Genomic DNA, 26,411 nt, shown 5'->3' with positions numbered 1-26,411 from the left:
CAATACGTGAGGCTCAGCCTTCGACGTCGTCGAACATGCCGGCGAACATCGGTGAGGACAGGTAGCGCTCGCCGCTGTCCGGCAGGATGACGACGATGGACTTGTCGGCGTAGGCCGGGTCTTCTGCCAGACGCAGCGCCGCGGTCATCGCCGCGCCGCAGGAGATGCCGCACATGATGCCTTCTTCCTGCATGATGCGACGCGCCATGGCCATGGCGTCTTCACTGGCGACGGGCTCGACGCGGTCGATCAGCGCCAGGTCCAGGTTGTCGGGAATGAAGTTGGCACCGATGCCCTGGATCTTGTGCGGGGCCGGCGTGATCGACTCGCCCTGCATGCGCTGGGTGATGATGGCGGACTCCGCCGGTTCCACCGCCACGGCTTCGAGTGACTGGCCGCGCACCGTCTTGAAGTAGCGGGCGATGCCGCTGATGGTGCCGCCGGTACCGACGCCCGCGACCAGCACATCCATTTCGCCATCCAGCGCGTCCCACAGCTCCGGGCCGGTGGTCTCTTCGTGGATGCGCGGGTTGGCCGGGTTGGAGAACTGCTGCGGCAGGAAGTAGCGTTCCGGCTCGGCCTTCTGCAGCTCGCAGGCCTTGTCGATGGCACCCTGCATGCCCTTGGCCGGGTCGGTCAGCACCAGATTGGCGCCGAGGGACTTCAGCACCTTGCGGCGCTCCATGCTCATGGAGGAGGGCATGGTCAGGGTGACGGGGTAGCCACGGGCCGCGCCGACGAAGGCCAGCGCGATACCGGTGTTGCCGGAGGTCGGCTCGATGATTTCCATGCCCGGCTTGAGCGCGCCGCGTTCCTCGGCGTCCCACACCATGCTGGCACCGATACGGCACTTGACCGAGAACGCCGGGTTGCGGGCTTCCACCTTGGCGTACAGGCGTGGATGGCTGCTGAGGCGGTTGATCTTGACCAGCGGCGTATTGCCGATGGCTTGCGAGTTGTCCTGATAGATCCTGGCCATGCGAGGTCCTCTGGGTATCTGGCGGCTAGACAGCGAGCAGGCCCGCTGCTTGAGTGAAGTGATGATGCTCAGCAGCGGCCGTCGCGACTGTATGAGCATAAGGTTAAGGGCTAGCCGAGCGCGACTCAAAGGCCTGAAGCGCATAACGACATGGCAAGGTTGGCAGTCGCGCTCAGCATCTGACCAAGGTCGTACAAGAGTAGTGGTCTGATTTTCCGAGTTTTTTTCGGATGTGAACGATGGTTTCAATCGGTCGTTTTACATCATTGGCCTGACTGGTTAAGGTGAAGCGCGGCGGCCCTGGAGGTTTTTGCCGAGATGTTGCCAAGGTGTTGCCGGTGCGTTGTCGACACCTGCGCGCGTATTGTCGTGCCGTCCTTTTCCCCATCACGCCGTCATTCATGTCATTGTTCACATGTGGGCGTGACGCCCTGATAACAACAAGTGCTGAATTCTCGCCTGTGGCTGCCAGTGAAAGACTTCGCGCCCGGCCACGATCCAGCAGACGAATGCAGTCATGGAGCCCAAGCCATGCATGATGCCAATCCTGCCAACGCCTCGGCAGACCCGGAAGCCGACAAGGCGTCTGATCCCGCTGGCCCCGTGACCGGGAACGCCAACCTGATCCTCAGTGGTGAGCCGTTGTCCGGTCTCGAGGATTACCCCTCGATTCTCGAGGTCTTCGAGGCCAGCTGCGCCAACTATGCCAACCGTCCGGCCTTCAGCTGCATGGGCAAGACGCTCAGCTACGCCGATGTGGACCGCCTGTCGCGCAATTTCGCCGCCTGGCTGGAACACGAGACCGGCCTTGAGCCCGGTGACCGCATCGCCATCCAGCTGCCGAACCTGCTGCAGTTCCCGGTGGCGGTATTCGGCGCGTTGCGCGCCGGCCTGGTGGTGGTCAACACCAACCCGCTCTACACCGAGCGCGAGATGCAGCACCAGTTCCATGACTCCGGCGCCCGCGCCATCGTGATTCTGGCCAACATGGCGGACAAGCTCGAGAAGGTGCTCAAGCGCACGTCCATCGAGGAGGTCATCATCACCGAGATCGGTGATCTGCATGACTTCCCCAAGCGTCCGCTGATCAATCTGGCGGTGCGCTACGTCAAGAAGATGGTGCCGAAGTACCACCTGCCCGACGCACACGGCCTGCGTGACGTGCTCAAGCGCGGGGCGGGCCTCTCGCACACGCGTGTCACGCGCCAGCCCGAGGACATCGCCGCTCTGCAGTACACCGGCGGTACCACCGGCGTCGCCAAGGGCACCATGCTGACCCACCGCAATCTGGTCGCCAACATGCTGCAGGCACGTGGCGTGATCAGTGATGTGCTCAATGAAGGCCAGGAGGTGCTGATCGCACCGCTGCCGGTCTATCACATCTATACCTTCACGGTGAATTGTCTCTACAGCATGGAGAGCGGCAACCACAGCGTGCTTATCACCAACCCGCGCGATATCGATGGCTTCATCAAGACGCTGGCCAAGACACCGTTCACCGCCTTCGTCGGCCTCAACACGCTGTTCTCGGCGCTGTGCCAGCGTGATGACTTCAAGACGCTGGACTTCTCGAGTCTCAAGCTGACCATCTCCGGCGGGATGGCGCTGACGCGCAGCGCGGCCGAGCGCTGGGAAGCCGTCACCGGCTGCCCGATCGCCGAGGGCTACGGCATGACCGAGACCTCGCCCATCGTCAGCTTCAATCCGCCGCGTGAGCTGCAGCTGGGTACCATCGGCAAGCCGGTGCCGGGCACCGAGCTCAAGGTGGTGGACGCCGATGGCGTGACGCTGGGGCGCGATGCGCCGGGCGAGCTGTGCGTGCGCGGCCCCCAGGTGATGAAGGGCTACTGGCAGCGTGACGACGCCACGCGTGAGGCGATGGATGACGAGGGCTTCATCCGCACCGGCGATATCGCGGTCATCCAGCAAGATGACTTCGTGCGCATCGTCGATCGCAAGAAGGACATGATCATCGTCTCCGGCTTCAATGTGTTCCCCAACGAGATCGAGGATGTGGTCAGCGGCCATCCGGATATCGTCGAGGCGGCGGCAGTGGGCGTGCCGGACGAGCAGAGCGGCGAGGCGATCAAGCTGTTCGTGGTCGCAAGCAACCCGGATCTCGATCGCGACACCCTGCGCAGCTGGTGCAAGGAGCAGCTGACCGGTTACAAGGTGCCGCGCTTCGTCGAATTCCGCGATGAACTGCCCAAGACCAACGTCGGCAAGGTGCTGCGCCGTGAGCTGCGCGACAGCGAAGAGAGCGGTGGCAATACACCGCTACGCGAGCACTGAGGGCAGCGCTGAATCGGCGGCGTGGCAGGGGACAAGCGCCGCCAAGGTTGGGCGCGGCTACGCGCAGGGCTACAATGGACGGCCCGTCACTTGTTGACGGGCCGTTTTGTCATTCAGGCGTCATGGCTTGCTGTCTCGTGCAGGCGAGCGTGAGGCTGAATTCCCGAGAGTTTCCGGCTGCGCGCGTGGCGTGTGGTCGCTGGTTGAGAAGAGGCAGTCCTTGAGCGACACCGCTACCGCACCGTCCGAACATGCGCGTCTTGAAGCCCTCGCGGCTCGCCTTGAACGCGCCCTGAGCCGTGATCAGCGCGAGCTGGGCAAGCGCCTGGCTGGCCTGCGGCGGCGTCTCAAGGATGGCAAGCCGGTCGATTGTGCCATCAACGACATCGAGAGCCGCCTGGAGGCGAGCATCGCCCAGCGCGCCGCGCGCGAGACGGCACTGGCACGCTGGCAGACACCCGCCGCGCTCAACTATCCGCCGGAGCTGCCGGTGGTGGAGCGTCGCGAAGATATCCTCGCCGCGCTTGCCGAGCATCAGATCGTGGTGGTCGCCGGTGAGACCGGCTCGGGCAAGACCACCCAGCTGCCCAAGCTGTGTCTGGAGATGGGGCTGGGGCGCAACGGCCTGATCGGCCACACCCAGCCACGTCGTCTGGCAGCACGCTCGGTGGCGGCGCGTCTGGCCGAGGAGCTCGAGACGACACTCGGCGAGACGGTCGGCTATCAGGTGCGCTTCAACGACACCACCGGCCCGTCGACGCTGATCAAGCTGATGACCGACGGCATCCTCCTGGCGGAAACCCAGCATGATCCGGACCTGAGCCGCTACGAGGCGATCATCATCGATGAGGCCCACGAGCGCAGTCTGAACATCGACTTCCTGCTCGGTTACCTCAAGCGTCTCACCGCGCGCCGTCCGGACCTCAAGATCATCATCACCTCGGCGACCATCGACGTGGAGCGCTTCAGTCAGCACTTCGCGGCCCAGGATGGCACGCCGGCGCCCATCGTCTCGGTCAGTGGGCGCAACTTCCCGGTCGAGACCCGGTACCTGCCGCTGGTGCGCGATGCCGAGGATGAGGAAGACCTCAGCCTGCAGGAAGGTATCCTGCGCGCGGTGGAAGAGCTGTCGGTGATCGAGCGCGAGAAGGGCTGGATGCGGGGCCCGCGTGACGTGCTGATCTTCCTGCCCGGCGAGCGCGAGATCCGTGCCACCGCTGACACCCTGCGTCGCGCCCAGCTGCGTGATACCGAGGTGCTGCCGCTGTACGCGCGACTCTCCAACGAAGAGCAGAACCGCGTCTTCCAGCCGCATCGTGGTCGCCGCATCGTGCTGGCCACCAATGTCGCCGAGACTTCGCTGACCGTGCCGGGCATCCGCTACGTGATCGATCCGGGCCTGGTGCGCATCAGCCGCTACAGCTATCGCTCCAAGATCCAGCGTCTGCCTGTGGAGCCGATCAGCCAGGCCAGCGCCAACCAGCGCAAGGGCCGCTGCGGGCGTATCGCCGAAGGCCTGTGCATCCGCCTCTACAGCGAGGAGGACTTCCTCGCGCGTCCGGAATACACCGAGCCGGAAATCCAGCGCACCAACCTGGCCTCGGTGATCCTGTCGATGCTGTCGCTCAAGCTGGGTGACATCGAGAAGTTCCCCTTCGTCGATGCGCCGGATTCGCGCTTCGTCACCGATGGCTTCCGCCTGCTGCGCGAACTGGGCGCGGTGGATGAACACAACCGTCTGAGCCGTGATGGCCGCACCCTGGCGCGTCTGCCCATCGACCCGCGTCTGGCGCGCATGGTGCTTGAGGGCGCCTCGCGCGGCTGCCTGCGAGAAGTGCTGATCATCGTCAGCGCGCTGTCGATCCAGGACCCGCGCGAGCGTCCCGCCGACAAGCGCCAGCAGGCCGATCAGATCCACCATGAGTGGGATGACGACAACTCCGACTTCGTCAGCTGGCTGAATCTGTGGGAAGGCTTCGAACTGGCGCGGGATGCGCTGGGTGCCAACCCGCTGCGCCGCTGGTGCAAGGCGCGCTTCCTCAACTATCTGCGCCTGCGCGAGTGGCATGACACCTTCCGCCAGCTCAAGCAGCTGACGCGTGACCTGGGGCTGGAGATGACCAGCGCCCAGCATGAGCGCGACGCCGAGGCGCAGGCCGAGGTCACCGCGCGGGTGCTGGCCTCACCGGGACAGGGCCGCCGCCCGTCGGTGGCCATTGATCACGAATCACTGCATCGCGCGCTGTTGACCGGGCTGCTCTCCAATCTCGGCCTCAAGCAGGAAAATCGCGAGTATCTCGGCGCGCGCAATCGACGCTTCTTCGTTCACCCGGGCTCCGGTGTGGCCAAGAAGTCGCCCAAGTGGGTGATGGCGGCCGAGATGGTCGAGACCACCAAGCTCTACGCGCGTCAGGTCGCGGCGATCAAGCCCGAGTGGGTCGAGCCGCTGGCCGAGCATCTGGTCAAGCGCAGCTACAGCGAGCCGCACTGGGAGATGAAGCGCGCCCAGGTGGTCGCCAGTGAGCAGGTGACCCTGTTCGGGCTGCCCATCGTCACCGCGCGCAAGGTGCATTACGGCCCGCTGGCGCCACAGGAGTCCCGCGAGCTGTTCATTCGCCGTGCGCTGGTCGAGGGCGAATTCCAGACCCGTGCGCCGTTCTTCGCCCACAATCGCAGCCTGATGGATGAGGTTGGCGAGCTTGAGGACCGCGCGCGCAAGCGGGACATCCTCGTCGACGAAGAGACGCTGTTCGCCTTCTATGCCGAGCGGATTCCGGAAGGCATCTACAACGGGCGCAGCTTCGACAAGTGGCGCAAGGAGGCCGAGCGCGACAATCCCGATGTCCTGCATCTGAATCTCGACGACCTGATGGCGCGCGACGCCGAGGAAGTCACCGTCGCGCGCTACCCCGAACAGCTGCACCACAACAGCGTCGCCTACCCGCTGAGCTATCACTTCGCGCCCGGCGCGGTGGATGACGGCGTGACGATGATCGTGCCGGCGGCGATGCTCTCGCAGCTGCCGCGCTATCGCATCGAATGGCTGGTGCCGGGGCTTCTGCGTGACAAGGCCATCGCGCTGATGAAGTCGCTGCCCAAGCAGTACCGCAAGCAGGTGGTGCCGATTCCCAACTGGGTCGATGCCGCACTTGAGGCGCTGACCCCGGACGACGTGCCTCTGACCGATGCGCTAGCCGAGTTCATGCGCGTCAAGACTGGTCTGCGTCTGCCGCAGGATGCCTGGGCGCCCGAAACGCTGGAACCGCACCTGAAGATGAACCTGCGCATCGTCGATCAGGACGGCAAGGTGCTGGGTGAAGGGCGAGATCTCGAAGCGCTGGAAGCTCGCTTCAAGGACTCGGCCGCGGCCGCGGCGCGGGCGATGGCCAACCGCAGCCGTGCAGCCGACAGCGAAGTGCTGGAGGATCTGCCGGAGACGCCGATCGCCACCTCGCACAGCACCACCCAGGCGGGCATTCGCGTCGAGGCTTATCCGGCGCTGGTGGTGAAGGCGGCGGCGCCTGCCGACGGGGGCATGAGTGCCAAGCAGCGCAAGCTGGCGCGCAAGACCGGCAAGAACAGCGCGCCATCCAGCCATGCGCCTGCCAGCGCGACGGCTCAGGTCGAGCAGAATCTGAGCGTGGAGCTGTTCGATCATCCGGCCAAGGCCGCCGCCGCGCACCGTGATGGCATCACGCGTCTGGCGATGGCACGCCTGCCGGACCAGGTGCGCTATCTGGACCGTGACCTCAAGGCGCTGGAGCGCTGTGCGCTGCTGTTCGCCAAGGTCGGCACGCGTCGCCAGCTGGCGGATGACTTCATCTACAGCGTCTTCGAGCAGGTGATGGCCGTCGAGCCGCTGCCGCGTTCGCGCAGCGAGCTGCAGGCGCGTCTCGATGACAAGCGGGCCGAGCTGGTGCCGCACGCCGAGGCGCTGCTCAAGCCATTGGAAGCCGCGCTCAAGCAGCATCTGGAGCTTTCCAAGCGTCTCAAGGGCAAGATCGACTTCTCGATGGCGCTGGTGGTGGCTGATCTCAAGGCCCAGCAGGCGCGCCTGATCACGCCGGGCTTCATCCAGGCCTCCGGTGAATGGCTGCATCAGCTGCCGCGTTATGTGGAGGCGATGTTGATCCGTCTCGACAAGGCGCCGCGTGAGCGCATGCGTGACCAGCGTGACATGGAAGAGGTCAAGGGCTTCGAATCCCGCCTTGATGCCCGCCTGAGCAAGGCGCGTGAGCAGGGACTGCCGGATGCGGAGCTGGAAGAGTTCGGCTGGTGGCTGCAGGAACTGCGCGTCTCGCTGTTTGCCCAGCAGCTCGGCACCCTGGAGACCGTCTCTGCCAAGCGCCTCGAGAAGCGCTGGCAGGAGCTGATGGCGCGCCGCTGATGTCCTGGGGCTGGGCTTTGTTCTGGCTGAGCTTTGACTTGGCTGAAGTTCTGCCTTGGCTGAAGCTCGGCCTTGTCTGGGGCAGCGCCAGGGCGTTGTGCGCGGCATCAGAGTCTTGCGTGACCGGTACGTGGAGGCGTGCCGAGGCGGGATGGCCCAAGCTGCAGACAGGAATTGCTGTTTAAGCATTCACTGTGGTCGCCCGACAAATGCTGACTCGGGCGTCTGGAATCGCCGAGACAGCGTACACTGAACATGGGGCATGACGACGCGGTACCGGGTCGTGCCCCGCTCAATTCTGGTGATATCCCGCGGGATAGCACTGTCAGGAGTGGATGCATGCCAAACAATGACAATGTTCACGCTGCCGATACGCAACACGCCAACGCCGGTCAGTCCATGAGCGCCAGCGGCAATCATCGGGTACTGATCACCGGCAGCGGGCTCTACACGCCGCCCAACGCCATCAGCAACGAGGCACTGGTGGCGTCCTTCAATGCCTGGGTGGCGGCGGACAATGCCGCCAATGCCGACGCCATCGCGCGTGGTGAGCGTGAGGCGCGTACCGAGTCCAGTGCCGAATTCATCGTCAAGGCCTCGGGTATCCACAGCCGCTACGTGCTGGATGCCGAGGGCATTCTCGACCCGGAGCGCATGCGTCCACGCCTGCCAGCGCGCGCCAATGACCAGCCCTCGGTGCAGTGCGAGATGGGCGTGGCGGCCGCGCGTGAAGCACTGGCAGCGGCGGGCGTCAACGCCGCGGACCTGGATCTGGTCATCGTGGCCTGTTCCAACCTCGAGCGCCCCTATCCGGCGGTGGCGGTGGAGCTGCAGGCCGCGCTTGAGGCCGGTGGCTATGCCTTCGACATGAACGTGGCGTGCAGCTCCGCCACCTTCGGCATCGAGACCGCCGCCAACGCGATTCGCAGCGGCAGTGCCAGGCGTGTGCTGATGGTCAATCCGGAGATCTGCAGCGCGCACCTGAATTTCCGCGATCGTGACAGCCACTTCATCTTCGGGGATGCTTGCACGGCCGTGGTGCTGGAGGCTGCGGATGTCGCCACGCGCACCGATGGTTTCGAGGTGCTCGGCACGCGTCTGGTGACGCGCTTCTCCAACGCGATACGCAACAATTTCGGCTTCCTCAATCGCACGGCGGTGCTTGAGGACGATGTGGCATCCGCGATGACACTCGACAGCGCAAGCCTTCGTGAACAGGCCGATGACAAGCTGTTCATCCAGGAAGGTCGGCGTGTCTTCCGCGAGGTCTGCCCGATGGTGGCCGAGCTGATCACCACCCATCTGGGCGAGATCGAGGCGGACGGCGGGGATCTTGATCGCATGTGGCTGCACCAGGCCAACCGCCACATGAACGACATGATCGCGCGGCGTGTGCTGGGGCGTGACCCGTCGAGCGAGGAAGCGCCGATCATTCTCGATCGCTACGCCAATACCAGCTCCGCGGGCTCGGTGATCGCTTTCCACCTCCATCATGCGGATCTGGCGCCGGGGAGCCTTGGGGTATTGTGTTCTTTCGGGGCAGGCTACAGTGCCGGCAGCGTGCTGCTGAAACGCTGCGGTTGAAGCAGGACATTGCGCGAATCCACGTGGCCTGTGCTGGCTCTTGGCGGGCGCGGAACGTATAAAGAAGGCCGGACCTGACAGCCAGGGATGTGGCAAGGACCGCTGCAGGAATCCAATAGACTTACAGGTGACGAGATGCACACGATCAAGACTTCCCTGCCGGCACTGCTGGCCATGTCCCTGCTGGCGGGTTGCGCCAGCACCGGAGACAGCGAGCCGAATCCTCAGGACCCCTGGGAGGGCTTCAACCGTAACGTCTATACCTTCAATGACACCCTGGACCGCTATGCCCTCAAGCCGGTGGCACAGGGCTATGACTATGTGACGCCGGAGCTGGTGCAGGATGGCGTGGGCAACTTCTTCTCCAATCTCGGAGAGGTCCGTACCATGTTCAACTCGGTGCTGCAGTGGAAGTGGGCCAATGCTGGTGTCTCCACCGGCCGCCTGCTGCTCAACTCCACCGTCGGCATCGGCGGTCTGTTTGACCCGGCCAGCGAACTGGGCTGGACAGTGGACGAGGAAGACTTCGGTCAGACCCTCGCCGTCTGGGGAGCAGGGCAGGGGCCATATCTCGTTCTGCCGTTGTTTGGTCCGAGTACCGTGCGTGATACCGCGGGCATGCCGGTGGATTACTTCGCTGACCCCGTCAACTACGTCGAAGATGACAAGGTGCGTTACGGCCTGAAGGCGCTGGATCTGGTCGACACCCGTGCCGGTCTGCTCGAGCAGGAGAAGTTGATCCAGGGCGATCGCTACAGCTTCATTCGTGATGCCTACCTGCAGCGTCGCAACTTCGAGATCAACGATGGCAAGCTGGGCGATGATCCCTTCGCCAGCGACAGCTTCGATGATGCCGATCTCGATGGTGCCTTCGCACCGGAAGACGACAGCCAGTAACGCGTCATCCGCAGCAGGCGGCCGGTGTCGTTGAGCGGCAGCTGGCACCGGCCGTGAGGGCAAGCAGCATCAAGACTGCGAGTGGATGGCAGCAAGGACGGGAATGAGGGGTTGGCATGGCGGATGAGCAAGGCAAGCGTCTGTTGATCGGTCTGATTGATCTTCCCGGCTCGCGGCGTGATGCGCTGGCGAACCTGTTGACGGATGAACGCTGTGCGGTGGCGGCCTGTGATGGCATCGCGGCACTGCCCAGCGGGGTGGCGGTGGTGGTCGCGCATGTCGAGGCCGTTTCCAGTCATGAGTGGGCGCGTCTGGCCGAGCGCCTGCCGACGGTAGTGGTGGCCGAGAGCCGTGGCGATGAGTGCCTGTTGCCGGCGGTGGAGGCCGGGCTGGTCGATTACCTCATCTCGCCGCGCGAGCATGGCTCGGTATTGCGCAGTCTGCTCAAGCGGGCGGCGGAGCATCACCAGCTGGCCCATGAGCACGCCAAGGCACGCGCGCGCCTCGAGGAGCTCAACGAGCACCTGGAGACGCATCTGGCGCTGCTGCGTCAGGACCAGCAGGCCGGGGGCCAGATCCAGCAGCGCCTGCTGCCCCAGAGCGGGCAGCACATCAATGGCGTCAGTTATGAGTACTGCCTGTCGCCGTCACTGTATCTCTCGGGTGACTTCCTCGAGTATCAGGCGATCGACGAACGCTTCAGCCTGTTCTACTTTGCGGATGTCTCCGGTCATGGCGCCTCATCGGCCTTCGTGACCGTGCTGCTCAAGCTGTTGTTCGCGCGGGCGACCCGGCATTGGGAGGAACATACGCCGGAAACCTTCGGCCCCGAGTGGCTGGCATTGCTCAACCGTGAACTGATCGACAGTGGTATCGGCAAGCATGCCACGGTGATGTGTGGTGTGATGGACCGTGACACGCGCACGCTGCATTACACCCTGGGCGCCCAGTTGCCGATGCCGGTACTGGTCACGCCCGAGGGCGAACTGTGTGAGCTGGAAGGCAGCGGTCGGCCGGTAGGGCTCTTCCCAGACACCCGCTATCCAGCGTATCGTGTGGCGCTCCCTGAGCGCTTCCGTCTGTGGCTGGCCAGTGATGGTGTACTGGAATGCCTGCCGGGCGACGCGCTGGAGGACAGGACTCGAGCACTGCATCAACGGATTCTGAGCAGTGAGGATGTGCAAGGATTGCGTCGTGGTCTGGCGCTGGATGGCGAGCTGCCGGATGACCTTACCTTGATGACGCTGACAGGATTCCATGATGGATGAAGGACGTATCCAGGCCGTGTTCGAAGATGGCCTGTTCGTGCTCAAGCTATCCGGTGATGTACGCCTGACGCTGTGTGCCACGCTGGATCAGCAGGTACAGCGCGTGGCTGCGGTTGAGGGACTGGAAAGCGTGATCATCGATCTGCGCGAAGCGACCAATGTCGATTCCACCGCACTGGGCTTTCTGGCCAAGCTGGCGCTGGCGGTCCGCGACCGGCTGGTGATGCCGGCGCAGGTGGTGGCTTCCCATCCCGACGTGCTGACCATGCTCAAGGTGATGGGGTTCGACGAGGTGGCCAGTGTCGTGGACGCCGGCAGCCTGCCGGAGGCGGACCAGGCCGATCTGGACGGGGCTTCCTGCTGCAACGCGCCGGCGCTGAACGAGTCTCAGGATGACGCCGATGCCTCGCCCCAGCAGGAACAGGAGCTGCGCGGGCGCATTCTCGAGGCTCACCGGCTGTTGATGTGCCTGAACGGCCACAATCGCCTGGAATTCCAGCCGCTGATCGAACTGCTGGAAAGCGAGGAGCATCGCCAGCCGCACTGAAGGCGCGTGCCGGGACGTTGAGCCTGACAGCACGATTCAGAATGCACGATGCAAAAGCGCCTGCCGTGAAACACGGCAGGCGCTTTTTGTTGCCTTGGCCATTCAATGAGCTCTTGCTTAACAAGAGTTCACTATCGGCGCTAGGCTCAGTGGCTGCGCAGTTCGGCCAGCAGGGTCTCGAGCTTGCGCTGATCGGCCATGAACTTGCGGATACCTTCGCCCATCTTCTCGGTGGCCATGGCATCTTCGTTCATGTCCCAGCGGAAGTTGGACTCGGTCAGCACTTCCGGCACGTTCTGCTCGGCATCGCCGGCCAGCAGGCGACGTTCCAGCGTGCCGGTGCTCTCGGCCAGCTCACCCAGCAGTGCTGGCGAGATGGTCAGGCGATCACAGCCGGCCAGCGCTTCGATCTCGCCGGTGTTGCGGAAGCTGGCGCCCATCACGATGGTCTTGTAGCCGTGTCCCTTGTAGTGCTCGTAGATGGCCTTGACGGACTTCACACCCGGGTCGTTGTCGCCGCTGAAGTCGGCGTCCGGCTGATTGGCCTTGTGCCAGTCGAGGATACGGCCGACGAAGGGCGAGATCAGCGTCACGCCGGCATCGGCACAGGCCTGGGCCTGGGCGAAGCTGAACAGCAGCGTCAGGTTGGTGCGGATACCTTCGCGCTCGAGCTTCTCGGCGGCGCGGATGCCTTCCCAGGTGGAGGCGGTCTTGATCAGGATGCGTTCCTGACCGACGCCATTGGCGGCGTAGCGCTCGATGATGCGATGCGCGCGACGGATGGTCTCATCGGCATCGAAGGACAGACGGGCACTGACCTCGGTGGAGACATAGCCCGGCACCAGGCCGGCGATCTCGGTGCCGATGTCCACGGCCACGGCGTCGACGGCATCATCGATGTCGGTGGCCTTGCGCGCGACTTCGGTCAGGCGCTCGCGACGTGACGGGTCCTGAGCGGCCTGCAGGATCAGTGACGGGTTGGTGGTAGCATCAGTGGGCGCGAAGCGACGAATGGCCTCGAGGTCACCGGTGTCGGCGACGACGGTGGTCATTTCCTTGAGTTGGGAGAGCTTGTCCTGTGCCATGCAAGAGTTTCCTGTACTGAGCGTGAGCCACCCGAAGGGGTGAGTGGCCCTCATGAATAAGGCAAGAGGTGAAGGGCAGGGGCCGCCGGAGCGAGCGCTGCCACCGAGTGTGCACCCACGCCTGCCGGCTGTGAAGACACCTCGGGCCGATCGCCCCAAGTGGATGATCCGCGGGGATTTCATCAGCTTGATGTGACATTCGTCACCTGTGTAGGTCAACTGTATCAATTGTGCGGCGGCGCGCCCACTGTCGTCATCTGACGGCAAGGGCGTGGCGTTTTCGGCACGTGGCTATACCATCGACGAACGATTGCAGGAGGGGATGTGGACAAGCGTCAAACCCGTCAGCTGGCCTTGCTGGTCGCGGCCAATACGGCCCTGGCTCCATTGGCCATCGATGCCTACCTGCCGGCACTGCCGGCCATGGCGGAAGACCTGGCGACCACGGTGCACCATACGGAGCTGTCGCTGTCGATCTTCCTGCTCGGCTTCTCGCTGGGGCAGTTGATCTTCGGCCCGCTGTCAGACCGTATCGGGCGCAAGCCGGTCCTGCTGTCAGGTATCTTCGTCTTCCTGCTGGCGAGTCTGGCCATCACCCGGGTCGAGAGCCTCGAGGGACTCTATGCGCTGCGCTTCCTGCAGGCGCTGGGCGGCGGCGCCTCGGTGGTCAATTCCTCGGCGATCGTGCGCGATTGCTTCAGTGGCCGAGAGGCGGCCAAGGTGCTGTCCACCGTCGCGGTGATCATGATGCTGGCGCCCTTGATCGCGCCTGCCATCGGCAGTCTGCTGCTGGGCATGGCGGGCTGGTGGCTGATCTTCGCCTTCCTGGCCATGTATGCCGCCTTCCTGCTGGTGGTGCTGCCACTGCGCTTGCCCGAGACCCGGCGCAAGCGCGAGGCGGACGAACCCCCGGCCAGTCTCATGCAGGTTGTGCGTGACTATGCCAGCGTGCTGCGTCACGGGCCGGCGATGGGGTATGCGCTGACGCAGGCGATGGGCTTCGGTGGCATGTTCGCCTTCATCACCGCGTCGCCTTACGTCTATATGCAGCATTTTGGAGTGACGGCGGCCTGGTACCCGGTGCTGTTCGGCGCCAACATCCTGTTCATGTTCACCGCCAACCGGCTCAATGTGCGTCTGCTGTCACGCCTGTCGCCGCCGCGTCTGCTGCGCATCGGCATCGGTATCCAGCTGTCTGCCGCCATCCTGCTGGTATCGGCGCTGGCACTGGGGCTGGACCTGCTCTACGTCATCGCGCCGTTGCTGATGGTGTTCGTCGGGGCCAACGGCATGGTGGCGCCCAACGCGATCTCCTCGGCGCTGGAGTATTTCCCGCGCATCAGCGCCACGGCCAATGCGCTGATCGGCAGCATGCAGTTTGCCAGTGGCGCCGTGATCGGCATGCTGATCGCAGGCCTGGCGATGGATAGCCTGTGGCCGATGATTCTCGGCATGCTGGGCACGGCGCTGGTCAGCAATATTCTGCTGCGGGTGCTGGCAGGGCGCCGCGCTCTGGCGCGCCATGCGACGCCGCCCGACTGAGAATGGCTTGAGTCGGCGACTGTCACACAGTTGTCATGAATGCTTGGCAAGGTACTCCCTGTAGACAAGAAGCCACCTCACTGGCTCATTCCTATCGCAAGGAGTTTCAGGCATGAAGGCGTTCCTCAAGTCCGGTCTCGCAGTGGCTGTCATCGCTGCATCAGTGGGTGCAGCAGAAGCCCGTGAACAGCTGCGTATCGTGGGGTCTTCCACGGTCTATCCGTTCTCCAGCTACGTCGCTGAAGAGCTGGGTGCCACCAGCGATTTCCCGACTCCGGTCATCGAATCCACCGGTTCCGGCGGCGGCATGAAGCTGTTCTGTGAAGGTGTCGGTGACAGCACTCCGGACATCACCAACGCCTCTCGTCGCATGAAGACGTCTGAATTCGAGCGCTGTGAAGAGAACGGCGTGACCGATATCACCGAAGCGATGATCGGCTTCGACGGTATCGCCTTTGCCCAGTCTGTCCGCGATGGAAGCATCGACCTGACCCGTGAGCAGATCACCCTGGCGGTCGCCGCTCAGGTGCCGGTTGACGGCAAGCTGGTCGACAACCCCTACACCAAGTGGTCCGAGATCGACTCCTCCCTGCCGGACCGCAAGATCACCATCTACGGGCCGCCTTCCACTTCCGGTACCCGTGACGCCTTCGAAGAGCTGGTGATGGAAGTCTCCACCGAAGAGATGGAAGGCTACGGCGGTGAGGGTTACACCAACATCCGTCAGGACGGTCACTACATCGCTGCCGGCGAGAATGACAACCTGATCATCCAGAAGCTGGTCGAGAACACCGAAGCCTTCGGTATCTTCGGCTACTCCTTCCTCGAAGAGAATGCTGACAAGGTCGTCGGTGCTTCCATCGATGGCGTGCAGCCGGAAGCCGATGCCATCTCTTCTGGCGAGTACCCGGTTTCCCGCTCCCTGTTCTACTACGTGAAGAACCAGCACAAGGATGACGTGCCGGCTCAGCAGGCCTACAACGACTTGTTCATGAGCGAGAAGATGATCGGCGAGCTGGGCTACCTCAAGGGCATCGGTCTGATCCCGCTGCCGAAGGAAGAGCGCGCCACGCTTCGTGAGCAGGTCGCTGAGCGCACCAAGCTGACTCTGGCCGACCTCCAGAAGTAAGCAACGCAGCTGACCCTCTGACGCGGCCGGTTGCCCTTGGCAGCCGGCCCGTTTGCTTGACTGGTCGCAGGGTTTCGCAAGGCCTGAAGCCTTCCCCCTGTGAACAACGCGACTCCGGGATCCGAAAGATGCAGACTCAGCAGATCTTTCTCTTCTTCATAGGCATCGTGGCGCTGGTTGGCCTGGTGGCCTTCTTCAGCGGCCGCAGCAAGGCACAGCGCGTGCGTGCCAGCGGTGCTGAAATGTACGCCCAGCCGGATCAGTACGGCTGGTTCACGGCAATTTCCAGCGCAGGGCCTGCTCTGCTGGTCGGTCTGGCAGCCGTCGTTGCGATTGCCACCGCTGATATCGATATCGAAGGCATGCAGCTGCTGATCGCCAGTCTGGTCGTCGCAGCCGTCGGCCTGGTCATCGGCCTCGCCCTGGTGAAGCCTGATTTCCATGCGCGCAATGCCATCGAGACCCTCATTCGCTATGTGTTGATCGGCGCGGCGATGATTTCCATCGTCACGACGTTCGGCATTCTGGTCTCCATCATCTTCGAGGCCATCCGCTTCTTCCAGATGGAAAGCTTCTGGACCTTCATCACCGGGACCACCTGGGATCCGGGCAACAGTTTCCAGATGGCCGCCGGCCGTGGCGAAGGTGTCGAGAGCACCGCCAACTTCGGCGCCGTACCGCTGTTCGCCGGTACCTTCATGATCACCCTGATCGCGATGCTGGTGGCCATTCCCATTGGTCTGCTCGCCGCGGTCTACATGGCAGAGTTCGCCCCCGAGAAAGTGCGTACCGTCGCCAAGCCGGTACTGGAAGTGCTCGCCGGAATCCCGACCGTGGTGTATGGCTTCTTCGCTGCCATCACCGTCGCGCCGCTGATCGTCGACATCTTCTCGCCGCTGGGTATCGAGGCGTCCTACAACAACGCGCTGGCACCGGGTCTGGTCATGGGCATCATGATCATTCCGTTCATCTCCTCTCTGTCTGATGACGTCATCACTTCTGTCCCGGACACCATGCGTCAGGGTTCTCTGGCGCTGGGCATGACCCACGGCGAGACCATCCGCAACGTCATCCTGCCGGCCGCGTTGCCGGGCATCATCTCCGCGTCTCTGCTGGCCATGTCACGCGCCCTCGGCGAGACGATGATCGTGGTGATGGCGGCGGGCATGCGTCCGAACCTGACCGCCAACCCGCTGGAAGACATGACCACCGTCACGGTGCGCATCGTTGCCGCGTTGACCGGCGACCAGGAATTCGCGAGTGCCGAGACACTGTCGGCCTTCGCGCTGGGTCTGGTGCTGTTCGTTGTCACTCTGCTGCTGAACATGGTCTCGGTGGTCCTGATCCGCCGCTTCCGTGAGAAGTACAGCGCCAACAATCTCTGAGGCCGAGACTAGACATGAGCCATTCATTCGACGATATCTCGGCCCAGCTGAAGGGCCGTCATCGCCGCACCAAGCGCCTGAAATTCATGTCCATGGGCGCACTTGCCCTGGCCGCCACCTTCCTGGTGGTCTTCATCGGCGACATGGTCATGCGCGGCTATCCGGCCTTCCAGCAGGCAGAACTGCACGTGCCGGTCACCTACAGCGAGCAGTCGCAGGAAATACCGCTGGCAGCGGTGGAGGAAGACGTGCGTGATCTGGTCAGCCGCGGCTGGCTGCGGCAGCTGCCGCGCGACATGGCCGCGGACGCCAGCCTGATGGGTCAGACGATCGACCGCTGGGTGATCGCCGATGACCAGGTCGATCAGTATCTCAAGGGCCACAAGTCACACCTGAAGCCCAGGCAGACCGCCGTGCTGGATCGCATGGTCGAGAACGGCACGGCCGAGCTCAAGTTCAACATCAACTTCTTCACCACCGGTGACTCGAAGCTGCCGGAATACGCCGGTATCTGGTCGGCGGCGATGGGGACGATCCTGACGCTGCTGGTCACGCTGGCCTTCGCCTTCCCGGTCGGGGTGCTGACGGCGGTCTACCTGGAGGAGTTCGCACCGGACAATCGCTTCACCCAGGCGATCGAGGTCAACATCAACAACCTGGCGGCGGTGCCGTCGATCCTGTTCGGTCTGCTGGGTCTGGCGATCTTCATCAACTTCTTCGGCATGCCGCGCTCCTCACCGCTGGTCGGCGGTCTGACGCTGGGTCTGATGACCTTGCCGGTGATCATCATCACCACGCGCTCGGCTCTGCGCAGCGTGCCCGACACCATTCGTCAGGCCGCCTTCGGCGTCGGCTGCTCCCGCTGGCAGGTAGTGCGTGACCACGTTCTGCCGCTGTCACTGCCGGGAATCCTGACCGGTTCGATCATCGGCCTGGCACAGGCAATGGGCGAGACCGCGCCGCTGATCATCGTCGGCATGGTGGCCTTCATTCCGGATGCGCCGACGGCCATCACCCAGGCCGCCACCGTGCTGCCGGCTCAGATATTCACCTGGGCGGGCGAGCCGGAGCAGGCCTATGTTGAACGTACTGCGGCGGGCATCCTGGTGCTGCTGTCAGTGCTGATCTTCCTCAATGCCGCAGCCGTGATGCTGCGCAAGAAATTCGAGCGTCGCTGGTAGGCCGCTGCGAGGCGGCCCGCCGAATGGTCGGTCGCCTGCATCTCCGGCCCGGACCCACGACCCATCAAGGAATACGAGACATGAACAGCACCGTCGCTACTCCCGCCAAGCCTGCCGTCGCCACGCGTGCCGGAAGCCCGGTCGTCATCAATGAAGATGCCAACCATGATCTGGCCATTCGCGTGGAAGACCTCAACCTGTGGTACGGCGAGAAGCAGGCCCTGAAGAACATCAACATCGACATCTTCCAGAAGAATGTCACCGCTCTGATCGGGCCGTCCGGATGCGGAAAATCGACCTTCCTGCGCTGCCTGAACCGCATGAACGACTTGATCCGCAGCGTGTGCATCGAAGGCCTGGTCGAGATGGATGGCCGTGACGTCAACGCGCGCGACATGGATGAAGTGGCCCTGCGTCGTCGTGTCGGCATGGTGTTCCAGAAGCCTAACCCGTTCCCCAAGTCCATCTACGACAACATTGCCTACGCGCCGACCATGCACGACCTGGTCAGCCGTCGCGCCGACAAGGATGAGCTGGTCGAGAGAGCGCTGCGTGACGCGGGTCTGTGGGAAGAAGTGAAGGACATTCTCGACCAGCCGGGCACTTCGCTGTCTGGTGGTCAGCAGCAGCGTCTGTGCATCGCGCGTGCCATCGCGGTCAAGCCGGACGTCATCCTGATGGATGAGCCGACCTCGGCGCTCGACCCGATCTCCACCGCGACCATCGAAGACCTGATGGACAAGTTAAAGACCCAGTTCTCCATCGTCACCGTGACGCACAACATGCAGCAGGCGGCACGTGTCGCGGATTACACCGCCTTCTTCCACATGGGCGAGCTGGTGGAGTACAACGACACCAAGACGATGTTCTCCAATCCGAATACCAAGAAGGCCGAGGACTACATCACCGGTCGCTATGGTTGAACACCTTGGTTGAACACCTGACAGCTTCGTGAGTGCCTTGCAGACCCCATGACGACACTGGCCCGGATCAATGATCCGGGCCAGTGTCGTTGCAGCATCAGGTCGAGTCAGTGTCGAGTGGGATGTCAGTCTTCCAGCTCGACGGCGATCGCGGTGGCTTCGCCGCCGCCGATACACAGCGCCGCGATGCCACGTTTCTTGCCACGGCGCTCCAGCGCGTTGATCAGAGTGACGATGATGCGCGAGCCGGTGGAGCCGACCGGATGCCCCTGGGCGCAGGCCCCTCCGAAGACATTGACCTTCTCATGCGGGATATCGTGGGCATCCATCGCCAGCAGGGTGACCACCGCGAAGGCCTCGTTGATCTCGAACAGGTCGACGTCGTCGGTGGTCCACTCCAGGCGCTTCATCAGCGAGTCGATGGCGCCGATGGGCGCCAGCGTGAATTCGCTGGGGTGCTGGGAGTGGGTGCTGTGACCGAGGATACGCGCCTTGACGGCCAGCCCGCGTCGTTCGGCTTCATCACGGCGCGTCAGCACCAGCGCCGAGGCGCCGTCGGAGATGGAGCTGGCATTGGCGGCGGTGATGGTGCCGTCCTTGGCGAAGGCCGGACGCAGGGCGGGGATCTTGTCGAGATTGGCCTGGAAGGGCTGCTCGTCCTGCTCGACCACGCTCTCGCCCTTGCGGCTCTTGACCGTGACGGCGGCGATTTCCGGCGCGATGTCGCCCGACTCGGTGGCCGTCATGGCACGCCTGAGCGATTCGATGGCGAAGTCGTCCATGCGCTGGCGATCGTAGCCTCGGGCATCGGCCACTTCCTGGGCGAACACGCCCATCAGCTTGCCGGTCTCGGCATCTTCCAGCCCATCGAAGAACATGTGGTCCTTCAGCTCGCCATGGCCGAGGCGATAGCCGCCACGTGCCTGGGTGAGCAGATGCGGGGCGTTGGACATCGACTCCATCCCGCCGGCCAGCATGATGCGGTTGGTGCCTGCGCGTATCAGGTCATGCGCCAGCATGGTGGCCTTCATGCCGGAACCACACAGCTTGTTGATGGTGGTGGCACCGATGCTGTCCGGCACACCGGCCTGGCGCATGGCCTGACGCGCCGGACCCTGCTTGACGCCAGCGGGCAGCACGCAGCCGAAGATGCCCTCGTCGACATCGGCAGGCGTGAGGCCCGCACGTTCGATGGCCGCCTTGATGGCCACGGCGGCAAGCTGTGGCGCGCTCAGCGTCGAGAGTGAGCCCTTGAGGCCACCCATCGGCGTGCGGGCTCCGGCGAGAATCACGATGTCATCGCTGCTGGCGGCAGGGCTTGGCGTAGTGCGGGAAGCGGTCGTCATGACGGTCTCCTGTGTCTTGTTATTGGAAGAACGAGTCGTGCAGTCGGCGTTGTGATCACTGCGTGGCTATGCTTTGATCCATTCAATCCCATAAACCAAGCAAGCGCTAGTTATACGATGAATGTAGCCACCGCCTCACCCCGTCGCAAGGAGCTGGTCCGCATCGCTGCCCGCCTGTTCGTCGAGGAGGGTTTCGATCGCACCACCGTCCGCATGCTGGCCCAGGAAATGGGCATCAAGTCCGGCAGTCTCTTCCATCACTTCGCCGACAAGCAGGAAATCCTGTGCGCCGTGATCGAGGAGGGCATGTTCAGTGCGCTGGCCATCGCCCGTGATCATCTGGCACGCTGCGAGCCGTACCAAGCAAGCGAAGTGACCGCCTCGGCAGCGTCACAGCAGCAGGCGCGTGAGCGACTGCTGGCCCTGGCGCGCGCGCATCTGGACACGCTGCTCACCGACCGCAATGCCCATGTGGTCGCGCTCTATGAGTGGCGACGGCTGGAAGGCCCGGCGCGCGAGCATCTCGTCCAGCTGCGCGATGACTACGAGGACCTGTGGCGTGATGCCATCGTCTCTGCCGTCGCTGCAGGGCTGCTCAAGGGCGACGCCGCGCTGCTGCGCCAGTTCATGCTTGGCGCGCTCAACTGGACGGTACGCTGGTATCGCCCCGATGGAGAGCGCTCGCCCGATGAGCTGGCCGAAGCGCTGGTCGACAGCCTGTGTCGTCTGTCCTGATCGAACGTCCGTTACACGCCATCTGCTAGACAGCGTCCGTTACACGGCGTCCGTTACACGGCGTCTGCTACACAGCGTGCGTTACACGCCGTCTGCAACTTTTGGCCAGTGGAGCGTCACAATGCTTGCCGCCCGACAGGCTTGTCGCTAACTTGACGTTTACGTTAACTGTAGATGGCTGGCGTCCAGTCATCTCACATCGCCCCGGAGCACCACTCAGGAGCCAGTCACGCCATGACGCCAAGCGATACAACAACAAACCGCACGTCACGCGCCGCCTCTGCTGTATCTACGAACTTACACGCCATGCAACCTGCCGCCAGTCAGACGCTGAGCGATTATCTGGCCGCCTTCGATATTCAGGCATTGCGCGATGAACTGTTCACCACGCCGCCTGACGCCGATGTCGAGGGCGAGTTCGGCAATGCCTATGAGGCGTGTGTCGGGCGTCATCTGCGCGCCGGGCAGGGCGAACGTATCGCGCTGGTCCATGAAGATGAACAGGGCCGGGTGCGTGAGCTGAGTTACGCACAGCTCGACGAGCAGAGCGCGCGGATGGCGGCTGCCTTGAAGGCACAGGGCGTGATGGCGGGGCAGCGGGTCGCCTGCATGCTGTCGCGTACGCCGGAGCTGATGATCGCGCTGGTCGCGACCTGGCGGCTGGGCGCCGTCTATCAGCCGCTGTTCACCGCCTTCGGCACCGATGCGCTCGACTATCGCCTGTCGCGCGCCGAGACGCAGATCGTGATCACCGAGACGAGCCAGCGCAGCAAGTTCACTGAGCTTGCCCGCCATCCCGTGATCATCTGCGTGCGTGGTGAGGGAGATGCGCTGGAGGCGGGCGATCTCGACTGGCAGACATTGTTGCAGAGCGAGCCACTGACCGAGCCGCCAGTGTGGCTTCCGGCGGAGGCGCCCTTCCTGCAGATGTTCACCTCCGGCACGGTCGGCAAGCCCAAGGGCGTGGCGGTGGCGCTGAATGCGTTGCCTGCCTTCTGGCTCTATCAACGCCTGGCGGTGGATCTGCGCCCTGGCGAGCGCTTCTGGAACATGGCCGACCCCGGCTGGGCCTACGGGCTCTACTACGCCATCACCGGCCCGCTGTTGCTGGGCGCCACTACCTACTTCATGCAGGCACCGTTCAGTGCAGAAGGCGGGTTGGCCTTCCTGGAGCGTCATCGCATCGACAATTTCGCGGCCGCGCCCACGGCCTATCGCATGCTCAAGGCCTCCGGGCTCGGTGAAGGGGCCTTCGAGCGCTTGAACCTGCGGGTCGCAAGCTCCGCTGGCGAGCCCCTCAACACCGAGGTGGTGGGCTGGGTCGCGCGGGAGCTGGGCTGTGCGGTGATGGACCATTACGGCCAGACCGAGACCGGCATGACCTGCTGCAATCATCACGCGCTGGCCCATGAGGTCGTGGTCGGCAGTGTCGGCTTCCCGCTGCCCGGCTATCGACTGGCCGTGCTCGACGCCGAGTATCGTGAGCTGCCGCCGGGCGAGCCGGGAGTGCTGGCGGTGGATATCGCCCGCTCTCCCGCGCACTTCTTCGCCGGCTACACCTGGCAGGAGAAGCAACCCTGCGTCGAGGGCTATTACCTGACAGGAGACGTGGTGGTGGCAGAGCCCGATGGCCGCTTCACCTTTGCCGGGCGTGATGACGACATCATTACCACCGCGGGCTATCGCGTCGGTCCGGCGGATGTCGAGAACGCTGTGCTGGTGCATCCGGCGGTGGCGGAATCGGCGGCGGTCGGCAAGCCGGATGCGCTGCGCGGCGAGATCATCAAGGCCTATGTGGTGTTGCGCGATGGCCATGTCGGCAGTGACGAACTGGCGGAGGAAATTCGTGCCAGCGTGCGTCAGCGTCTCTCGGCGCACAGCTACCCTCGCGAGATCGACTTCGTCGACAGCCTGCCCAAGACGCCGTCGGGCAAGATCCAGCGTTTCCTGTTGCGGGCACAGGCGCGCGAAAGCTGAACGCCGAGCCATATACGGGACTTTTCTGTCATCGCCTGCCTCTCATCACCTTTCCTGCCATCACCTTTCGGGAGACTCGTTTCATGAAGATCGCCGACCACTGCTTTCTGATCACCGGCGCAGCATCCGGCCTCGGGGCCGCCACGGCATCACGTATCGTCGCGGCCGGCGGCCAGGTGGTGCTGGCCGATCTCTCGGAGAGTGCACGTGAACAGGCCGATGCGCTGGGGGAGGCAGCACGCTTCTGTCATTGCGATATTACCGACAGTGCCAATGTCGAGGCCGCGCTGGATGTCGCGGAGCAGGCCTTCGGAGCCATCCATGGGGTGATCCATTGTGCGGGGGTGGTGAGCGTCGCCAAGCTGGTGGATCGTGACGGCGAGCCTGCTCCGCTGGAGGGCTTCGAGAAGACGCTGTCGATCAATCTGAGCGGTACCTTCAACGTGGCGCGCCTGACGGCGGCACGCATGGCGCGCAATGCCGCCGAGGGCGAGGACGGCGAGCGGGGCATCATTCTCAATACCGCCTCGGTCGCGGCCTTCGACGGCCAGGTGGGGCAGTGTGCCTATAGCGCCTCCAAGGCCGGGGTCGCCGGCATGACACTGCCGATGGCGCGCGAGCTGGCACGCCATGGCATTCGCGTGATGGCGATCGCGCCCGGCGTGTTCGAGACACCGATGATGGCCGGCATTCCGGAGCCTGCCCGCGAAGCGCTGTGCGAGGCGGTGCCGTTTCCCAAGCGACTGGGCAAGCCCGATGAGTTCGCGCGTCTGGCCGAGCACATCATTACCAACAGCATGCTCAACGGGGAGGTGATCCGCCTCGATGGCAGCATCCGCATGGCCTGAGGCTGGCGGACGAGGCCTTTAACATTTGGATCGGGCTCTCTGGATCGGCTCTGGGGAGAGAGCACGGGACACAAGGAATCTTGCAGGACAGGTTATCTCTGGGGGAGATATTGCTCGATCGCGGCTGCGGTCGGGCTTTTTTGTATCTGTTTTTCATGTCTTTTCTTGTTTCTGACTTGCGGCGCGGGGTGGTAAGTACACAGGGCTTGCCACTGACGAGACAGGGCTTGCCACCAATGTCGCAGGCCAGAAATCAAACGACCGCTTGACGGTGTGGCGAAGGAGGGGTTAGTTTCAAACGCATGTTTGATAGTGTTGCGCCAGACCTGTTCGCCGCCAGCGACTCGCTTCTTCATTGCTCGAGCGAGTGCTGCGCCGCCTGACAAGTGTCCTGCCGCCACCTGTCGTTGTTCAGGTCAGTGCCGCCGCGTCGCGACGGCTCAAGGAGTAAAGCATGCCGGACTATCAGGCGCCGTTGCGCGACATCCGCTTCGTGATGAATGAGCTGCTCGACTATCCCGCGCACTATGCCAGCCTGCCGGGTGGCGATGAGGCCAGCGACGATATCGTGACCGCCATCCTGGAGGAGGGCGCACGCTTCGCGCATGAGGTGCTGACGCCGCTGAACCAGTCGGGCGACCGCGAGGGTTGTACCTTCGAGGGCGGCGAGGTCAAGGCGCCGAGCGGCTTCAAGGCTGCCTATCAGCAGTATGTCGAGGGCGGCTGGCCGAGTCTGGCTGCCTCACCGGAACATGGCGGTCAGGGGCTGCCGCCGTCACTGGCGATGGTGCTCTCGGAAATGGTCGCCTCCGCCAACCTGTCGTGGGGCATGTATCCGGGCCTCTCGCATGGCGCGATGAATGCACTCGAGCATCACGGCAGCGAGGTGCTCAAGCAGACCTATCTGACCAAGCTGGTCGAAGGCAGCTGGACCGGCACCATGTGCCTGACAGAGCCGCATTGCGGCACGGACCTGGGCCTGATCAAGACCCGCGCCGTGCCGCTGGATGACAGCGATGACAGCAAGGGCCACCGCATCAGCGGCACCAAGATCTTCATCTCGGCCGGTGAGCACGATCTGTCCGATAACATCGTGCACCTGGTGCTGGCCAAGCTGCCGGATGCTCCGGAAGGCTCGCGTGGCATCTCGCTGTTCGTGGTGCCCAAGTTCCTGCCCGACGCCAATGGCGAGGCTGGTGAGCGCAATGGCGTCAGCTGTGGCTCCATCGAGCACAAGATGGGCATTCACGGCAACGCGACCTGCGTGATGAACTTCGACTCCGCCAAAGGCTTCCTGGTCGGCCCGCCGCACAAGGGGTTGGCCTGCATGTTCACCATGATGAATGCCGCGCGTCTCGGCGTGGGGATCCAGGGCGTCGCGCTGGCGGAGGCCAGCTTCCAGAATGCGCTGGGCTATGCGCGTGACCGTCTGCAGATGCGTGCCCTGTCCGGCGCCAAGGCGCCGGAGAAGGCGGCCGACCCGATCATCGTGCATCCGGACGTGCGCCGCATGCTGCTGACCCAGAAGGCCATCGCCGAGGGCGGGCGCATGCTGGTGATGTATGCCGCCCAGTTCAATGACATCGTCGAGAATGCCCCGGACAGCGAAGACAAGGCGCGTGCCGATACCTTGCTCGGCCTGCTGACGCCCATCGTCAAGGCCTTCCTGACCGAGACCGGCTTCGAGGCGACCAATCACGGCGTGCAGGTCTATGGCGGCCACGGCTTCATTCAGGAATGGGGCATGGAGCAGTTCGTGCGCGATGCGCGCATCACTCTGCTTTATGAAGGCACCACCGGTATCCAGGCGCTGGACCTGTTGGGCCGCAAGATCCTGATGAGCCAGGGCGAATCGCTCAAGGTCTTCACCAAGGAGATCCACAAGTTCTGCCAGGCCAGCGAAGGAAGCGAGTTTGCCAATCCGCTCGCCGAGCTCAACCGCGAATGGGGCGAGCTGACCATGGCGGTGGGCATGGGCGCGATGCAGGACCGCGAAGCGGTCGGCGCCGCCAGTGTCGATTACCTGATGTACGCCGGTTACGTCACGCTGGGCTACCTGTGGGCGCGTGCCGGCGAGACGGCCAAGGCGGCGCTGACGGCCGGCGAAGGGGATACTGCCTTCTATCAGGCCAAGCTGGATACCGCGCGCTTCTACTTCCAGCGCATCCTGCCACGTACGCAAGGCCATGCCGCAATGATTCGCGCCGGTGGCGAGACGCTGATGGCGCCGACGGTGGAAGGCTTCGGCAGCGGCTTCGAGATCTGATGACGGCTTCAAGCCTGACAGTAGTTTCAAGTCCGACAGT

At 63.8% G+C, this 26,411-nt stretch carries 18 protein-coding genes; 15 read left to right on the top strand and 3 right to left on the bottom strand.

What is annotated here, in order from left to right; all coding sequences use genetic code 11:
• Positions 1-13: 13 nt before the first annotated feature.
• Entirely contained in the window at positions 14-979 is a 966-nt protein-coding gene (gene cysK / locus MKZ40_RS15300) for a cysteine synthase A (RefSeq protein ID WP_175090478.1), read from the bottom strand.
• A 603-nt stretch (positions 980-1,582) separates the two neighbouring features.
• Between cysK and MKZ40_RS15295 the strand changes: the two genes are divergently transcribed.
• The 6 genes from MKZ40_RS15295 (at position 1,583) to MKZ40_RS15270 (ending at position 11,954) form a co-directional block, all read left to right on the top strand.
• On the top strand, positions 1,583-3,271 hold the full coding sequence (locus MKZ40_RS15295) for an AMP-binding protein (protein WP_175090508.1): 1,689 nt from the start codon (positions 1,583-1,585) through the stop codon (positions 3,269-3,271).
• Positions 3,272-3,491: 220 nt separating this feature from the next.
• On the top strand, positions 3,492-7,658 hold the full coding sequence (hrpA, locus tag MKZ40_RS15290) for an ATP-dependent RNA helicase HrpA (protein ID WP_175090479.1): 4,167 nt from the start codon (positions 3,492-3,494) through the stop codon (positions 7,656-7,658).
• 399 nt (positions 7,659-8,057) lie between these two features.
• Positions 8,058-9,242 (top strand): beta-ketoacyl-ACP synthase III, encoded by a 1,185-nt coding sequence (locus tag MKZ40_RS15285; RefSeq protein WP_175090509.1) that lies wholly within the window; start codon positions 8,058-8,060, stop codon positions 9,240-9,242.
• A gap of 135 nt (positions 9,243-9,377) precedes the next feature.
• The gene (locus MKZ40_RS15280) at positions 9,378-10,139 is read left to right on the top strand and encodes a VacJ family lipoprotein (RefSeq protein WP_107335497.1); all 762 of its coding nucleotides are present in this window, start codon (positions 9,378-9,380) and stop codon (positions 10,137-10,139) included.
• A gap of 116 nt (positions 10,140-10,255) precedes the next feature.
• Positions 10,256-11,407, top strand: a complete 1,152-nt coding sequence (locus MKZ40_RS15275) for a PP2C family protein-serine/threonine phosphatase (protein ID WP_175090480.1) — start codon at positions 10,256-10,258, stop codon at positions 11,405-11,407.
• Complete coding sequence (locus MKZ40_RS15270) at positions 11,400-11,954, top strand: STAS domain-containing protein (protein WP_175090481.1); 555 nt, start codon at positions 11,400-11,402, stop codon at positions 11,952-11,954. Before MKZ40_RS15275 ends, MKZ40_RS15270 begins: the two co-directional genes overlap by 8 nt.
• Positions 11,955-12,100: 146 nt before the next feature.
• Here the strand turns inward: MKZ40_RS15270 and tal are convergent, their stop codons facing one another.
• Complete coding sequence (tal, locus tag MKZ40_RS15265; RefSeq protein WP_175090482.1) at positions 12,101-13,039, bottom strand: transaldolase; 939 nt, start codon at positions 13,037-13,039, stop codon at positions 12,101-12,103.
• A gap of 324 nt (positions 13,040-13,363) precedes the next feature.
• Here tal and MKZ40_RS15260 point away from each other — a divergent pair, with 324 nt between their 5' ends.
• From MKZ40_RS15260 to pstB, 5 genes are all read left to right on the top strand, one after another.
• Positions 13,364-14,581 (top strand): Bcr/CflA family multidrug efflux MFS transporter, encoded by a 1,218-nt coding sequence (locus MKZ40_RS15260; protein WP_175090483.1) that lies wholly within the window; start codon positions 13,364-13,366, stop codon positions 14,579-14,581.
• A gap of 112 nt (positions 14,582-14,693) precedes the next feature.
• On the top strand, positions 14,694-15,710 hold the full coding sequence (locus tag MKZ40_RS15255) for a substrate-binding domain-containing protein (protein WP_175090484.1): 1,017 nt from the start codon (positions 14,694-14,696) through the stop codon (positions 15,708-15,710).
• 128 nt (positions 15,711-15,838) lie between these two features.
• Positions 15,839-17,095, top strand: coding sequence for a phosphate ABC transporter permease subunit PstC (pstC, locus tag MKZ40_RS15250; protein WP_175090485.1), 1,257 nt, complete (start codon positions 15,839-15,841; stop codon positions 17,093-17,095).
• 14 nt (positions 17,096-17,109) lie between these two features.
• Positions 17,110-18,276, top strand: coding sequence for a phosphate ABC transporter permease PstA (gene pstA, locus MKZ40_RS15245; RefSeq protein WP_175090486.1), 1,167 nt, complete (start codon positions 17,110-17,112; stop codon positions 18,274-18,276).
• Positions 18,277-18,356: 80 nt separating this feature from the next.
• A complete protein-coding gene (gene pstB, locus MKZ40_RS15240; RefSeq protein ID WP_175090487.1) occupies positions 18,357-19,199 on the top strand; it encodes a phosphate ABC transporter ATP-binding protein PstB in 843 nt (280 codons plus the stop codon).
• A gap of 125 nt (positions 19,200-19,324) precedes the next feature.
• On the opposite strand, the gene MKZ40_RS15235 is transcribed toward pstB, so the two are convergent.
• Positions 19,325-20,545: an acetyl-CoA C-acyltransferase gene (locus MKZ40_RS15235; protein ID WP_175090488.1), complete on the bottom strand. Its 1,221-nt coding sequence runs from the start codon at positions 20,543-20,545 to the stop codon at positions 19,325-19,327.
• A 117-nt stretch (positions 20,546-20,662) separates the two neighbouring features.
• Here MKZ40_RS15235 and MKZ40_RS15230 point away from each other — a divergent pair, with 117 nt between their 5' ends.
• From MKZ40_RS15230 to MKZ40_RS15215, 4 genes are all read left to right on the top strand, one after another.
• Positions 20,663-21,280, top strand: a complete 618-nt coding sequence (locus tag MKZ40_RS15230; protein WP_175090489.1) for a TetR/AcrR family transcriptional regulator — start codon at positions 20,663-20,665, stop codon at positions 21,278-21,280.
• 306 nt (positions 21,281-21,586) lie between these two features.
• Entirely contained in the window at positions 21,587-23,257 is a 1,671-nt protein-coding gene (locus MKZ40_RS15225) for an AMP-binding protein (RefSeq protein WP_175090490.1), read from the top strand.
• An 83-nt stretch (positions 23,258-23,340) separates the two neighbouring features.
• On the top strand, positions 23,341-24,105 hold the full coding sequence (locus MKZ40_RS15220) for an SDR family NAD(P)-dependent oxidoreductase (protein ID WP_175090491.1): 765 nt from the start codon (positions 23,341-23,343) through the stop codon (positions 24,103-24,105).
• A 454-nt stretch (positions 24,106-24,559) separates the two neighbouring features.
• Complete coding sequence (locus MKZ40_RS15215; RefSeq protein WP_175090492.1) at positions 24,560-26,371, top strand: acyl-CoA dehydrogenase C-terminal domain-containing protein; 1,812 nt, start codon at positions 24,560-24,562, stop codon at positions 26,369-26,371.
• Positions 26,372-26,411: the final 40 nt, after the last annotated feature.

Origin of the sequence: Cobetia sp. BMC6 (assembly GCF_029991385.1) — a bacterium.
Taxonomy (GTDB): domain Bacteria; phylum Pseudomonadota; class Gammaproteobacteria; order Pseudomonadales; family Halomonadaceae; genus Cobetia.
Note: the sequence above shows the minus strand (reverse complement) of the source record. Positions and strands in the feature narration are given on the sequence as shown.

What these genes read in the sequence shown, in the direction of transcription:
- cysK (WP_175090478.1), bottom strand. Translation starts at nt 979, where the DNA reads ATGGCCAGGATCTATCAGGACAACTCGCAAGCCATCGGCAATACGCCG.
- MKZ40_RS15230 (WP_175090489.1), top strand. Translation starts at nt 20,663, where the DNA reads ATGAATGTAGCCACCGCCTCACCCCGTCGCAAGGAGCTGGTCCGCATC.
- MKZ40_RS15275 (WP_175090480.1), top strand. Translation starts at nt 10,256, where the DNA reads ATGGCGGATGAGCAAGGCAAGCGTCTGTTGATCGGTCTGATTGATCTT.
- tal (WP_175090482.1), bottom strand. Translation starts at nt 13,039, where the DNA reads ATGGCACAGGACAAGCTCTCCCAACTCAAGGAAATGACCACCGTCGTC.
- MKZ40_RS15270 (WP_175090481.1), top strand. Translation starts at nt 11,400, where the DNA reads ATGGATGAAGGACGTATCCAGGCCGTGTTCGAAGATGGCCTGTTCGTG.
- MKZ40_RS15235 (WP_175090488.1), bottom strand. Translation starts at nt 20,545, where the DNA reads ATGACGACCGCTTCCCGCACTACGCCAAGCCCTGCCGCCAGCAGCGAT.
- MKZ40_RS15220 (WP_175090491.1), top strand. Translation starts at nt 23,341, where the DNA reads ATGAAGATCGCCGACCACTGCTTTCTGATCACCGGCGCAGCATCCGGC.
- pstA (WP_175090486.1), top strand. Translation starts at nt 17,110, where the DNA reads ATGAGCCATTCATTCGACGATATCTCGGCCCAGCTGAAGGGCCGTCAT.
- MKZ40_RS15255 (WP_175090484.1), top strand. Translation starts at nt 14,694, where the DNA reads ATGAAGGCGTTCCTCAAGTCCGGTCTCGCAGTGGCTGTCATCGCTGCA.
- MKZ40_RS15280 (WP_107335497.1), top strand. Translation starts at nt 9,378, where the DNA reads ATGCACACGATCAAGACTTCCCTGCCGGCACTGCTGGCCATGTCCCTG.
- MKZ40_RS15285 (WP_175090509.1), top strand. Translation starts at nt 8,058, where the DNA reads ATGAGCGCCAGCGGCAATCATCGGGTACTGATCACCGGCAGCGGGCTC.
- pstC (WP_175090485.1), top strand. Translation starts at nt 15,839, where the DNA reads ATGCAGACTCAGCAGATCTTTCTCTTCTTCATAGGCATCGTGGCGCTG.
- MKZ40_RS15215 (WP_175090492.1), top strand. Translation starts at nt 24,560, where the DNA reads ATGCCGGACTATCAGGCGCCGTTGCGCGACATCCGCTTCGTGATGAAT.
- MKZ40_RS15225 (WP_175090490.1), top strand. Translation starts at nt 21,587, where the DNA reads ATGCAACCTGCCGCCAGTCAGACGCTGAGCGATTATCTGGCCGCCTTC.
- pstB (WP_175090487.1), top strand. Translation starts at nt 18,357, where the DNA reads ATGAACAGCACCGTCGCTACTCCCGCCAAGCCTGCCGTCGCCACGCGT.